The 12,948-nt window shown below is 35.8% G+C and carries 14 protein-coding genes; 5 read left to right on the forward strand and 9 right to left on the reverse strand.

Annotated features, from left to right (window positions below; translation table 11 throughout):
- Positions 1-89: 89 nt before the first annotated feature.
- Positions 90-1,361 carry an ammonium transporter gene (locus tag ACU1LP_RS15215; RefSeq protein ID WP_445732021.1) on the reverse strand — a complete coding sequence of 424 codons (1,272 nt, stop codon included), beginning with the start codon at positions 1,359-1,361 and terminating at the stop codon, positions 90-92.
- Between the two features lie 276 nt (positions 1,362-1,637).
- Between ACU1LP_RS15215 and ACU1LP_RS15220 the strand changes: the two genes are divergently transcribed.
- The 5 genes from ACU1LP_RS15220 to ACU1LP_RS15240 all read left to right on the forward strand — a co-directional run bounded on the left by ACU1LP_RS15220 (position 1,638) and on the right by ACU1LP_RS15240 (position 4,947).
- Entirely contained in the window at positions 1,638-2,327 is a 690-nt protein-coding gene (locus ACU1LP_RS15220) for a peptidoglycan DD-metalloendopeptidase family protein (protein ID WP_445736703.1), read from the forward strand.
- A 129-nt stretch (positions 2,328-2,456) separates the two neighbouring features.
- Positions 2,457-2,693, forward strand: a complete 237-nt coding sequence (locus tag ACU1LP_RS15225) for a hypothetical protein (RefSeq protein WP_445736704.1) — start codon at positions 2,457-2,459, stop codon at positions 2,691-2,693.
- 535 nt (positions 2,694-3,228) lie between these two features.
- Positions 3,229-4,518 carry a DEAD/DEAH box helicase gene (locus ACU1LP_RS15230; RefSeq protein WP_445734710.1) on the forward strand — a complete coding sequence of 430 codons (1,290 nt, stop codon included), beginning with the start codon at positions 3,229-3,231 and terminating at the stop codon, positions 4,516-4,518.
- Between the two features lie 2 nt (positions 4,519-4,520).
- A complete protein-coding gene (locus ACU1LP_RS15235; protein ID WP_445734711.1) occupies positions 4,521-4,748 on the forward strand; it encodes a DUF6500 family protein in 228 nt (75 codons plus the stop codon).
- Entirely contained in the window at positions 4,729-4,947 is a 219-nt protein-coding gene (locus ACU1LP_RS15240) for a VF530 family protein (RefSeq protein ID WP_445734712.1), read from the forward strand. Before ACU1LP_RS15235 ends, ACU1LP_RS15240 begins: the two co-directional genes overlap by 20 nt.
- A gap of 11 nt (positions 4,948-4,958) precedes the next feature.
- Here the strand turns inward: ACU1LP_RS15240 and ACU1LP_RS15245 are convergent, their stop codons facing one another.
- The 8 genes from ACU1LP_RS15245 to trpB all read right to left on the reverse strand — a co-directional run bounded on the left by ACU1LP_RS15245 (position 4,959) and on the right by trpB (position 12,790).
- Complete coding sequence (locus ACU1LP_RS15245; RefSeq protein WP_445732015.1) at positions 4,959-5,270, reverse strand: EF-hand domain-containing protein; 312 nt, start codon at positions 5,268-5,270, stop codon at positions 4,959-4,961.
- 139 nt (positions 5,271-5,409) lie between these two features.
- Positions 5,410-5,742: an EF-hand domain-containing protein gene (locus tag ACU1LP_RS15250; RefSeq protein WP_445732014.1), complete on the reverse strand. Its 333-nt coding sequence runs from the start codon at positions 5,740-5,742 to the stop codon at positions 5,410-5,412.
- Between the two features lie 70 nt (positions 5,743-5,812).
- Complete coding sequence (locus ACU1LP_RS15255) at positions 5,813-6,262, reverse strand: tRNA (cytidine(34)-2'-O)-methyltransferase (RefSeq protein ID WP_445734713.1); 450 nt, start codon at positions 6,260-6,262, stop codon at positions 5,813-5,815.
- Positions 6,263-6,331: 69 nt separating this feature from the next.
- Entirely contained in the window at positions 6,332-8,917 is a 2,586-nt protein-coding gene (locus ACU1LP_RS15260) for a chondroitinase-B domain-containing protein (protein ID WP_445736705.1), read from the reverse strand.
- Between the two features lie 169 nt (positions 8,918-9,086).
- Positions 9,087-10,226, reverse strand: a complete 1,140-nt coding sequence (locus ACU1LP_RS15265) for a T9SS type A sorting domain-containing protein (RefSeq protein ID WP_445736706.1) — start codon at positions 10,224-10,226, stop codon at positions 9,087-9,089.
- Between the two features lie 141 nt (positions 10,227-10,367).
- A complete protein-coding gene (locus tag ACU1LP_RS15270; RefSeq protein WP_445736707.1) occupies positions 10,368-10,511 on the reverse strand; it encodes a hypothetical protein in 144 nt (47 codons plus the stop codon).
- A gap of 79 nt (positions 10,512-10,590) precedes the next feature.
- A complete protein-coding gene (gene trpA, locus ACU1LP_RS15275) occupies positions 10,591-11,355 on the reverse strand; it encodes a tryptophan synthase subunit alpha (RefSeq protein ID WP_445736708.1) in 765 nt (254 codons plus the stop codon).
- A 253-nt stretch (positions 11,356-11,608) separates the two neighbouring features.
- Positions 11,609-12,790 (reverse strand): tryptophan synthase subunit beta, encoded by a 1,182-nt coding sequence (gene trpB / locus ACU1LP_RS15280; RefSeq protein WP_445736709.1) that lies wholly within the window; start codon positions 12,788-12,790, stop codon positions 11,609-11,611.
- Between the last annotated feature and the right edge of the window lie 158 nt (positions 12,791-12,948).

Consider the following 12,948-nt stretch of genomic DNA (forward strand, 5'->3'; position numbering starts at 1 on the left):
TATTCTATCGGGACTTCCATATAATCATTGCTTTGGGTATCAAAAACTCGTTATGGAAGTTTCATGTGTTTATTCTTTTGTTTCTTAAATTATTCGAATGTGGTATAGGCTTCTACTCCAAATGAGACGGCATCAATTCCTGCGTTTTCTTCTCGTCTGGACACTCTGATACCAATGGTTTTTTTCAGGATTACCATTAATATGTAAGTGACAATAAATGACATAGACCCAATGGCGATAACCCCTAGTGTTTGGATTGCCAAAAGCGATGTGCCCCCACCGAAAAACAAACCGTTTTCGGAAGCAAAAAACCCAACAGCAATGGTGCCAAACAACCCATTGATACCGTGAACTGCAATGGCTCCAACGGGGTCGTCAATTTTAATTTTATCGAAAAATATAACGGCAAGATCTACTAATACGCCAGCTATTGAGCCAATTATAATGGCAGAATTTGAATCGACCACATTACAACCTGCGGTAATGGCCACTAAACCGGCAAGTACCCCGTTTATTGCCATGGTAATGTCTATTTGTCCGTATTTGAAATAGGTATATACCATAGTGGATATGCCACCAGCCGCGGATGCTAAAAAGGTATTTACCACTACGGTGCCTATAAGTTCCCAATTGCCAACTGCCGATAATGTTGACCCTGGATTAAACCCAAACCATCCAAACCATAAAATAAAGGCGCCAACTGCGGCTAATGGTAAATTATGCCCTGGTATAGCGTTTGATTTTCCGTTTTTATGATATTTTCCAAGGCGTGGCCCTAAAACAATAGCAGCGGCCAATGCAGCAAAACCACCCATGGCATGAACTGCCGATGAGCCTGCAAAGTCGTTAAAGCCTCTAATGGCTAGCCATCCGTCTGGATTCCAAACCCAATGGGCAGCCATTGGGTACATAACGGCGCAAAATATTAATACAAATAAGGCATACGACCATAGTTTCATGCGTTCTGCAACAGCTCCAGAAACGATGGAAATGGCAGCAATTGCAAACCCTAATTGTATAAACCAGAAAAGTTTATTGGAAACCGTAAGTCCTAAGCCTAAATCGTTGGTGGTAATGCCAAAATCTAGAGCAAACCATCCGTTCGATTTTCCATAAGCAATTCCAAAACCAACAATATAAAAGGCAATGCCACCAAAAACAATGTCAATCATAACTTTGGCTATGATGCTCATCGCATTTTTTGCACGAACAAAACCCGCTTCAAGTAGTGCGAAACCACCTTCCATTAAAAAAATAATGGCTCCACTAAGTGCCACCCAGACACTGTCAATGCCATGAATTATTTCTGTTTGTTGAATGAGCTCGGTTGTCTGTAGAGCAATAAGTGCTATTAATTCCATGAATTTTTATCAGTTACTTAGTTTTTGGTTGTTAAAATCACACCTATTTCATTATAAGGCTTTGAAGAAATATTTGGATTTATTTTAAAAAAGGCTGAATATAATAATTTTAGAACCTTTAATTATGCAATTAGTACATAGGAAATAAATTATTCCGAAATTCTCAGAAAACAATAAAAACAGTAACTTGATTTTTTCTAATATTTGGATTCTGCTTAAATAAATTTAAACCCATAGTTGGTGATATTTTTATATTTTTGAGTAAAAACTTTTCTTGTGGAGCATTTGGATTTTTCAGATTTCCTTTTCAGTATTAGCAATCAACCGTTACGTGTTCTAGATGCAACCATTAGTAGTTTGGAATATGTTGCTTTGGATTTATCAGCGGGTAATTTTGAATTACAAAATGTCGATATGTCCTCCTTAGCCAAATTGGGAAATTATATTGACGGTTTTATTAAAAAACACCATGGCTTAGTTGCTTTTGGTGGATATAACGAAGTTAGAAACATTTATAAACGAAGTGGTTATTTTAATGATATAAATGCAAAAGAACGCAATATCCATATAGGAATCGATTTATGGTGCGATGCCAATACACCTGTTTTTGCACCTTTGGATGCTACCGTACATAGTTTTGCAAATAACACCAATTTTGGCGATTATGGTCCCACCATTATTTTAAGGCACCATATTAATGATGTTGAATTTTATACGCTGTACGGACATTTAAGTGTGCCTTCCATTCAAAACTTAAAAGTGGACCAAGTTTTTAAACAAGGCGAACCTTTGGGTATTTTAGGTGATGCTACCGTAAACGGCGACTATCCACCACATTTGCATTTTCAAATTATAAAAGATTTACAGGGCTTTATAGGTGACTATCCGGGAGTTTGCAATAAAGCCGATTTAGGTTTTTATTTGAATAATTGCCCCAATCCCAATTTGTTATTGAAGTTATTCTGATAATAATTTACTATACTGCTAGAAACTCCCAATCTTAAAATGGTAATTTTATAACATAAATTAAAATTCGTGTAATTCATTTACTTCCAGTAGGTTGTACCTTGCGCCATATTAACCATAAAAACATACATGATGAAAAAAGGAACACTAACACTTGGAAGATTTATAAATTATGTGATACTTGCTGTTTTAGTAATTTTTGCTGTAACCAGTTGTAGAGAAGAGAAGCCAAAAACAGAAACTGTAATTATTGAAAAACAAAAAGAAGAAGGAAGTGACGGTACTTCATTAAGCGTTGGTAAAGACGGGGTTGAGTTTTCAAGCAAAAAAGGAGATAAAAAAACAGAAGTTATTATTAAAGATTAAGTGGCTTTATAAATTTGGAATGGAACTCATCTTGACTTTTTGTTTTTAACCGAATCCCGATATATCGGGATGTTCAGATGAGACTATTTTTGAGAGGCATAGCATCGCTACACATAAGAAAATAGACGAAATATGTGCGAATTTCAGCCATTTTTTAGGAAATAGAAAAAGTCAAGATGAGTTCATAAAAAAAACCGACATGATTGCCGGTTTTTTTTATGTTTAATTATAAGTTTTTTTGTTAAAAACGATTTAGTAAAAGAAATGGATGGCTCATGATAAACCCCTTTATTTAATATGGTTTTTTGCTTTGTGTATCTGTGTCTAGAGATAAAGAATTATTTTGTGGAATAAGGTAAGTTGATGTTTTTAGATAAACGAAGTTGGAATATTTTCCCTTACAAAGTCAAGAGTAAAAATAAAAATCCACGCTCCATAAATTAACCGTACATTTGCCGCTTAATAAAAACAGAGGTGATATTGTAATTTAGATTGTCATCTCCAATGCCCAATGATGGGCTACCAAACAATTTATATGCAATTTAATCAATTAGGCTTATCTCCAGCCTTGCTAAAAGCGATTAGCAAAAAGGGATACACTACTCCAAGTCCTATTCAACAAAAAGCCATTCCACCCATATTACAAGGTAAAGATGTATTGGCTTCGGCTCAAACGGGTACTGGAAAAACAGCGGGTTTTACATTACCGCTTTTGCACATACTTTCTGAAAATCCGAAAGAAAAATACAGACCCATTCGAGCATTGATTTTAACGCCAACACGTGAATTGGCAGCACAAGTATATGCAAACGTAAAGGAATACAGTGCCTTTTTAGAATTGCGCAGTGCCGTTGTTTTTGGTGGTGTCAATCAAAACCCGCAAGTAGCAACCATGCGTCAGGGCATCGATATTCTGGTGGCAACACCTGGGCGTTTGCTGGATTTAATCAACCAGGACCACATCTCATTAAAACGTGTCGAAATTTTGGTTTTGGATGAAGCCGACCGCATGCTCGACATGGGCTTTCTACGAGATATTGAGCGTATTATGAAACTGATGCCAGAGAAACGTCAGAACTTAATGTTTTCTGCAACCTTTTCATCGGATATTAAAAAATTGGCCCATGGTATTTTAAACCATCCTGTACAGATAGAAGCAACTCCTGAAAACACGACAGTGGATGCGATTTCACAAAAAGTATATCGAGTTGCCAAGGGGTTGAAAACCGATTTGATAATTAAATTAATTTCAGACGGAAACTGGAAACAGGTATTGGTGTTTACACGTACCAAACATGGTGCCAATAAACTTTGTGAAAAAATGGCTAAGGCAGGCATTAAAGCCGCTGCCATACACGGAAATAAAAGTCAGGGAGCGAGAACCAAAGCCTTGGGAGGTTTTAAAAGCGGCAGTGTAAGTGTTTTAGTGGCGACCGACATTGCGGCCCGTGGGCTGGACATTCCCTTATTGCCACATGTTATCAATTTTGAATTGCCCAATATTTCTGAAGATTATGTGCACAGAATTGGCAGAACGGGCAGAGCAGGGGCAAGCGGTGAAGCTATTTCGTTAGTGAGTGCCGATGAAACTACTTTTTTACGTGATATTGAAAAGTTAGTAGGTGAAAAAATCCCTGTTGAAATTGTTGAAGGTTTTGAACCAGATCCAAACGCATCAACCGAACCAGAAAAACGTCAACAACGCGGTGGTGGGAACCGATCAAGAAACAACGAGAGGTCAGCTAATTCAAATACCCAAAAAAACGACAGTAGCCGACGCCCCAAACGGAATAATGACAGGCGTAGAAACGATAGGCGCAATTAAAAATGATGACCCCAAGTTTAAAGGCTAAAATAATTGAAGTTTGCAATAAAAAGATACAAGCCAAAGGCAATGGCGTTGGTGTGTCATTCTATGCATTTTTTGCGAATAAAAATGACAATCCAGAACTTTTGATGGAAGCTGCCACTTGGTGGATTAAAGAACTTAAACTGGATCATTTTGAAAAGGCTGTGAAAATTAGAACGTTAGTAAATGGAAACGCAACCAAATAACCCACTACATGGCATAAAGTTAGAGCAAATCATTAACGATTTGGTGGCGCATTATGGTTGGGAATATATGGGCTACAGTATTAAAATAAAATGCTTTATTGATAACCCTTCGGTAAAATCGAGTTTAAAATTTTTAAGGCGAACCCCTTGGGCAAGAACTAAAGTGGAGACCATGTATTTGAAGATGTTGAAACAATAAGTTGAACTGATTTAAACTTTTTTAGCTTTTTTGTTTTTTGATGGTTTTGGTATTGGGGTTTTGAATTCTTGAAAATCGATAAATCCACTCGAGTTGGTGTCCATTTTATCAAATAGTTTCCGTAGTTTATCTTGATCGTGGTCTAGGGCACTATTTCTCTTTTTATTTCTAAATTCATCAAAACGGATTATTTTGTCATGATTTGTATCATAAGACGCAAAGGCTTTTTCATAATTGGGGAATCCGCTTCTTTGTGCATAGAGTTGCGAAAAGGCAAACAAACCAAATAAAAGGACGCTTAGTTTTAAATATTTTGGATTCATAATCCTGTCGTTTTAGGTTTTTTTTTGAGCGGTGTTTTGTACCTATCAAAAAACCATGAATGTATAAATTTAAAAAAAACAACTTTTAAAGCCAAATAAAAGCCTCTTGGTTTAAACCGGGAGCCTTTTTACGGAAGGTTTAATCATTGTCGTCCGAAGTTTTTTCTTTTTTCTTTTTCATGCCTTCAGTTTTTTTTCCTTTCATCATGCCAGCTTTAAACTCTTCCAATGTAACTGAACCATCAGAATTTGCATCCATGGCAGCATATCTTTTTTCAAGAGCTTCAGCGGGCACTTCGTTTTTTCTTTTCTTGTTTTTAAACTCCTCTAAGCTTATAGACTTGTCATCATTAGCATCAAAAGAAGCAAACATTTTTTCTGGGTCTGGTTGTTTTTTGTCTTGTGCATTTACTTGAGAAAATGCGAATAAGGCAAACATTAATAAACCGAATTTTAAGATTGTTGTTTTCATTTTTTTTTAATTTACATTGTTAAGTTGCCCTTTGACTGTTAAATTAAAAAAAGGTTTAATGTGTTTTTTATTAAAAATGTTTCAAGCCTTCATAAACAACAATGGCAACGGCATTTGCCAAATTTAAACTGCGAACGTGTTCACTATAAATAGGGATTTTATAAAGTTGACTGACGTGTTTTTCGATGACGGATTTTGGTAACCCAACAGACTCTTTTCCAAAGATTAAAAACAGATTCTCTTCATAAGGAATATCCCAATGATTTTTGGTTCCATGGCTGGAAAGAAATACCATGTTCCCGTCTTTATTTTTGCTGAAGAACTCATCCATGTTTTCGTAATAAACAATGGATAGATGTTTCCAATAATCTAAACCGGCACGTTTTAAACGGGTATCATCAATTTCAAAACCAAAAGGTTTCACTAAATGCAAAACAGAGCCAGAGGCTAATGCTAAACGCCCAATATTACCCGTGTTATTCGGTATTTCGGGTTCAATTAATACGATGTTTAAAGGCATAAAAAAAGTTCATTTTATTTAACACGAAGATATCATATTTAAATAAAATGAACTTTTTAATTTCAATGGTTAATGAGAAACAATAATTCTTTTAGAATGTTTGGATTGCCCATTAGATATATTTAAAATATAAACACCATTTGAAATTGATGATACATCTAATGTAATCTCAGATTCTGAAAATTTAACAGCTTTCTCCATAACTTTTCTGCCATCAATACTAAAAACCTGAATTAAATCCACATTATTCCTCATGTTTTTAAGTGTCACAAAATCTTTAGCAGGATTTGGATATATGGTTATTTGGTTTGCTAAATCATTTGCATTTACTGAAAGACTACTCGCATCACCATAAAATTCTACTTCATGTAAAGTTGTAAACCTACTGCTGCTACCAACTTGTCCGTTACCAATAATTTTCACATATTTTGTGCCAGAAGCCGTAGCAGGAAGTACAAAAGCTTTGAACGAAGCATCTGTATTGCTTATAAGGTCGCCAGCAGGAAATGGATTTGTAAAATCGCCATCGGCAGTACCGGTTGAAGACACCAAAATTTGTAATTTATAGGTTTTGTTATTTGTGGTTGCAATATCTACCAATTGTAAATCAAAAGCACCTAATAAGTCATAAATTATAATGGCATTGTTGCTTGGGTGTGCGGTACCATCACCTGCCCATTGGGTATTTAAATCTTTATCTAAACTATTGACTGCATAATTAAATTTTGTAGTTCCATTTACTTCTTCATTTGAAACATAATTTACAGCAGCTTCAGAAGCAAGTTTGTTTATAAGGTTTAAACCATCACGAGGGTCTGGTGGTGGAGGTGCATCTTGCGTTATGTTTAGAGTTCTTACAATATCATCACCTCCAGGATCTTGAGTGAAAGTTACAGAACCACTTCTACTGGTTGTACCTGTATTTTCAGTAACCGTAACTGAAACTGTTGCATCACCAGTACCCGAACCCATATCAATAGATATCCAAGCATCGTTAGATACAGCCGTCCAACTTACATTAGCAGTAACAGAAACATCGTAGCTAGCAGTGCTATGAGAAAGCGTTGGCAAACCACCAACAATTAAAGATTCAGGTATTACAATAGTACAATTACCGTTAGTTATGTTAGCACCTAAATTATCTACAAAACAAGCACCTATTCCGTAGCCAACCATGGCATCCGTTGTTGGTGCATAAACACCCATATCAGCACCTTTACTAGCTGCACCTGAAAAAGTAAAAATTTCTCCCGACGCAGTAGCTGTAATGCCTGCCTCCAAAGAAAAACCTGGGTAGGTTGTTTCACCCAAAGTAGTTCCGTTGTAAACGTTCCCAGTGTAAGTTAATCCAGTACCCATTGGTATAGGAGAACTCGTATTACCTGTAATAACTGGTGTTAGATTTGTAGCACCAGCAAAATAAATCAAGTTATCTGAAACTGTTCCTAATGGTTTGGTTGTGCCTGTATTGATATTAAAAAATAAAGGGGCATTTGTGTTTATAATTGAGTTATTGGAAACATCAATATTTTGAACTTTTTGATAGCCGCTTGTCCCATCAGTTGTAGAAGTACAAGGAACAGCACTACTATCGTTTCCTCCTAAAAAAGTGATGCCGTTATTCCAAATAGCATTATCAATTGTTGTAACACAATCCTGAATGTAATTATTCCTAATTATTTGGTTACTATCAACAATTCTAATACCTCCAGTGCCTTCAATATTTTCACCTAAAAAGTAATTTCCATTAACCGTAGTGTGCGAACCATGGCGTAGAACTAAAGAACCTCTACATCGTCTAAACGTGTTATTGATATAGCTATTGCCTTTACTTTTATTAGTGATGATTTCATTTTCACCATCCGCCTGAACAAAATAATTATTCTGAACTATGGCATTACTATTTATACTTTGCAAATTACTTACACCAATACGTATTGCTTCGCTATCTCCAGCATTAGTCCAATCTGGGTCAATTTTCGCATAATTATAGAAGTAATTATTAATAATTTTATGACCAACTTCATCACAGCGAGTAGTATTATATAGAAGTTCTACTAGAATCATATTTCCAGAACTTGTTTTGTTCATAATCGAACAATTAATGACGGTGTTGTAGGTGCCGTACATTACAATCCAATTATGTTTAACGCTTGTGTATTTACCTGTTGAAGCATTATATGTTGGCGTACCACCTGATACTTGTAAACCATCAATGACACAATTTTGAAGCGTGCTATTGTTACCAAGGTTAGTGCCGTCTCTGAATTCAATAAAATTGCTGGCGCCAAAACCGCCGTTCCAATGGAAACCATCAACTATACAGTACTCTCCACCAATTTTTAATGTCTGAATACCAGTAGTAAATTTAACCCCTCCAGGAGTTGCCGCTTTCAATGTAATGGGTTGAGCTGCTGTACCCACACCATTAAATCTCATGGTTACATTTGAAGTGTACGTTCCATCTGCTAAAATAACGGTGTCTCCCGGTTGAAGACCAGAAGTAAAAGTATCAGTAAGTTGATTTGGGTTGGTAATATTATAAATGGGTTGAGAAAACCCATTGTAATTACATAAGATAATTAACGTGAAAATACAAGTTTTAAAAGAAAGTCCTTTAAATAAAGTACAGTGGTTTTGAGTAGTTTTTTCCATGGTTTCAGTTTGTTTTAAATTGGAAAACCAGATTGGTAAACCAATTTGGTTTTCCAAATATAAATAATATTTTATAATTCACAACTTTTTTAACGTTAATGTTGCTGGTTGATATTTAGAAGGTTGCTTGGTTTTCGATTAAATGTTTGATTTTTTTTGTTTAAAGAAACTATTGTATTATTACTTTTTGAGTAGATACGGTAAGATGGTCTTTTTTAAGAATGAAAAAGTATAGACCTGGTTTGAAATTTGTACTTTCTATAGTATTTGTACTTGGTTTTATTAACCTAATGAACCTTCCAAGGTTGTCATATATATAAATGGAATCAAAACTATTAGGAAGCGCTTCAACAATAATTGGATTATTGTTTTTAGTTGGATTGGGAATAATCCTGATATTATTTTTGTTTATTTCGGTACTAAATGTAGATAAAGTAGGTATTTCCTCAATACTGAAATTTGCGAACAATACGTTTTCGTCCCGTAAATCTAGTGGACTGTTTAAACTCCGGTAAATGCCCCACTTAGGTCTAACAAAACTGGCGCCCGTTTGCCAATTTATAATAGAGCTGTTAGAATAGCTAAATAACTCGGTGCCATCGCTCACTTTTTTAATGATGATGGAATAGGTTCCAGATGATCCATATTTTATGGTTTCGGTTACATCAACCCAAGTGCCTTTAAAAGGGGTTAAATTGGTTTTTTTTAAGGTTGATTGTGTTGATGTTTCTGCATATCGCAGTTCTAATTGGTCTGTTGCAGGTGTTGTCCCTTTACGGGTAGTCAGGGTGTACATAGGAGTTTCTTCATAAAGTCCTCCAACAGATTTTAACTGGTGTATATGTGTGAAATTAGATGAAGATTGAAAAAATTCGTCTAATTTAAACTTCCATTTATAGACTACAGATTCTTCTTCAATGCCCTTTAAGTTATTTGGTGATTTATCATAGACTTTTATTTCATTACGTTGCCTATCAACATTGATGCATCGGTCGTTATCTGGAGTTACATGGATTTGAAAACGGAATACATTGGTATTTAAATCGGCATCAAAAATCTCGTCTATATGTCTTCCAAATGCGGTATGGCTGCAATCTGGTGCTTCAATCACATCAAAACCTGGGGCCAGAATGGAGTTAATTAATTCATACGTATTGCCCGGGCCATCGGCATTTAGAATTACTTGTGCATTTATATTATGGATGGTAAAAAGCAGACAGAAATAAAATAGGATAGCTAATTTCATATTAAAAATTAAATTGGTAAACCAGTTTGGTTTACCAAATATACTAAAAATAATAAAACCCATGTACTAAGAGTTTTATTATTTTTAAATGACTACAGTGAAAATTCCTGAAGTTATGAATGCATAATAAAATTTAAACATAAAAAAGGCTGTCTAAACTTAATGTTATAGACAGCCTCTTCCATTATTTAAAACCATACAAAACTATGTCTTGTTTTGCTGTTTTTTTATGGTTTTCTCATCAATATCAAACTGGTTTATTTTTTGGTTGATGTTACCAGTTGGATTTGTTGGATTTTTCTGTTCTTTAGTCGTTTTAAATTTCTTTTTATCTTCTATAATTCCCATTGTTATTTGTTTTAAGGTTCAATCGTAAAATAAGAAAAAGGAATCAAAACTTTATTAAATTAATCTTAAAACTTGTGGCTTAAGTGTTAAATTCTTTCAAAAAAGTACTTATTGTATTTATGCCATTTTTGGTAATATATGTAATAAAGGCACTTCCAATAATGGCGCCTTTTGCATACTGGGTAGCTTGGGTAAAAGTTTTATTGTCTGAAATACCAAACCCAATAACCTGTGGGTTCTTAAGGTCCATATTGGCAATACGTTTAAAATAAGCGGTTTGTTCGTCGCCAAAACCAGATTGCGAACCAGTAACGCTGGCGCTACTTACCATATAGATGAACCCGTTTGAAATGGAATCAATAAAATTGATACGTTCTACACTGGTTTGTGGGGTAATTAAAAACACATTGATGAGCCCGTATTTTTCAAACGTAGCTTTGTATTGTTCATTATAAACATCCACTGGTAAATCGGGAATAATCAATCCGTCAATACCAATTTCCTGACATTTTTTACAAAATGCTTCCACGCCATATTGTAACACAGGGTTGAAATAGCCCATAATAATCAAGGGGATTGAAACTGTTTTACGGATGTTTTTTAGTTGATTGAAAAGCACTTCGGTAGTCATGCCATTTTTTAAAGCTTGTGTTGAGCTTGCTTGAATGGTTGGGCCATCGGCAAGCGGGTCGCTAAAAGGTAAACCGATTTCAATCATATCAACACCACTTTTTTCTAGGTTTTGAATGATGGTAACCGTATCGTTAAGTGTTGGATAACCTGCCGTAAAATATATTGAAAGAAGCTTTTTATTTTCTTGTAATTTTTTGTTTATTTTGTTCATTTTGAAATCTTTTAGAATACCTCACAGGTTTTTAAAACCTGTGAGGTCTTGTTTGCGTTAGGGATTACTCATCCATTTTATTGTTAAATTTTGAAATCTCCTCCTTTTTTTAAGGAGGAGTGGATTCATCCCGATGTAACGGGATGAAGACGAGGTGGTTTTTGGTTCTGATTAAAACCCTTCCGCCTTCGGTTTCTTCTCCGAAACCGAATCCACCTTCCCTTGAAAAAAGGGAAGGAATTTTTTGATTATTTTATAGTTTAAAATAGTTAATGTATGTATCTAAATCCTTATCGCCACGCCCAGATAAACTTACCACCACCACATCTTTTGGTTTAAACGTTTTGTACTTAAAAATGGCTAAGGCGTGTGAAGTTTCGATGGCTGGAATGATGCCTTCTAATTTTGAAAGTTCTAAACCAGCTTCCATGGCATCACTATCGGTAATAGACATGAATTCGGCACGTCCGGTTTTTGATAAATGGGCATGCATGGGACCAACACCTGGATAATCCAAACCCGCCGAAATGGAGTAAGGCTCTGTAATTTGACCATCTTTGGTTTGCATCAATAAGGTCTTGCAACCGTGGATAATACCTTCTTTGCCCAGCACAGAAGTGGCGGCACTTTCGCCAGAATCTATACCCAAACCAGCAGCTTCTACAGCAATAATATTTACATCTTGTTCGTGTAAAAAGTGATAATAGGTTCCTGCGGCATTACTGCCACCGCCAATGCATGCCACTACATAATCGGGGTTTTCACGATCTTCTTGTTCTTTTAATTGCCATTTGATTTCTTCGGAAATTACCGATTGAAAACGCGTAACCATGTCCGGATAAGGGTGTGGGCCAATGGCTGAACCGATAATATAATGCGTGTCAACGGGGTTGTTGATCCAATCGCGAATGGCTTCGTTGGTCGCATCTTTTAAGGTACGGCTTCCAGATAAAGCAGGCACTACGGTGGCCCCTAGCATTTTCATTCTGGCAACGTTTGGTGCTTGACGTGCAATGTCGATTTCGCCCATATAAACGATACATTCCAAACCCATTAAAGCACAAACCGTGGCTGTGGCAACACCATGTTGGCCAGCGCCAGTTTCAGCAATAATGCGATGTTTGCCCAAACGTTTAGCCATTAAAATTTGCCCAATGGTATTGTTTATTTTATGCGCACCCGTATGGTTTAAATCTTCACGTTTTAAATAAATTTTGGTGTTGTATTTTTCAGAAAGGCGTTTGGCAAAATACAGTGGGGAAGGACGCCCAACATAATCTTTTAATAGTTGGTCGAACTCCTTTTTAAAGTCGGGTTCCGCCATTATTTTTAAATAATTCTGGCGTAATTCTTCCACATTCGGATACAGCATTTCCGGAATGTATGCGCCTCCAAATTCGCCGTAATAGCCTTTTTCGTTTACGTTGTAGTCCATAATTTTATGTCATTCCCTAGAAGGAGGGAATCTTTTTAATTTTAGTTCCAATTTATATTGGATTCCATATCATCCCCATAGGGGTGCACGACAAATTGCATCTAAGCGGCATTTCTAGCAATATCGGTAATTTTATCCCATAATCCACTTTCGGATGC

Source organism: Mariniflexile sp. (assembly GCF_052728615.1).

Bases quoted from the DNA above. Each gene is read 5' to 3' on its own strand.
- ACU1LP_RS15215 (WP_445732021.1), bottom strand. From the start codon at position 1,361: ATGGAATTAATAGCACTTATTGCTCTACAGACAACCGAGCTCATTCAA.
- ACU1LP_RS15225 (WP_445736704.1), top strand. From the start codon at position 2,457: ATGATGAAAAAAGGAACACTAACACTTGGAAGATTTATAAATTATGTG.
- ACU1LP_RS15230 (WP_445734710.1), top strand. From the start codon at position 3,229: ATGCAATTTAATCAATTAGGCTTATCTCCAGCCTTGCTAAAAGCGATT.
- ACU1LP_RS15235 (WP_445734711.1), top strand. From the start codon at position 4,521: ATGATGACCCCAAGTTTAAAGGCTAAAATAATTGAAGTTTGCAATAAA.
- ACU1LP_RS15240 (WP_445734712.1), top strand. From the start codon at position 4,729: ATGGAAACGCAACCAAATAACCCACTACATGGCATAAAGTTAGAGCAA.
- ACU1LP_RS15245 (WP_445732015.1), bottom strand. From the start codon at position 5,270: ATGAATCCAAAATATTTAAAACTAAGCGTCCTTTTATTTGGTTTGTTT.
- ACU1LP_RS15250 (WP_445732014.1), bottom strand. From the start codon at position 5,742: ATGAAAACAACAATCTTAAAATTCGGTTTATTAATGTTTGCCTTATTC.
- ACU1LP_RS15255 (WP_445734713.1), bottom strand. From the start codon at position 6,262: ATGCCTTTAAACATCGTATTAATTGAACCCGAAATACCGAATAACACG.
- ACU1LP_RS15260 (WP_445736705.1), bottom strand. From the start codon at position 8,917: ATGGAAAAAACTACTCAAAACCACTGTACTTTATTTAAAGGACTTTCT.
- ACU1LP_RS15265 (WP_445736706.1), bottom strand. From the start codon at position 10,226: ATGGGTTTTATTATTTTTAGTATATTTGGTAAACCAAACTGGTTTACC.
- ACU1LP_RS15270 (WP_445736707.1), bottom strand. From the start codon at position 10,511: ATGGGAATTATAGAAGATAAAAAGAAATTTAAAACGACTAAAGAACAG.
- trpA (WP_445736708.1), bottom strand. From the start codon at position 11,355: ATGAACAAAATAAACAAAAAATTACAAGAAAATAAAAAGCTTCTTTCA.
- trpB (WP_445736709.1), bottom strand. From the start codon at position 12,790: ATGGACTACAACGTAAACGAAAAAGGCTATTACGGCGAATTTGGAGGC.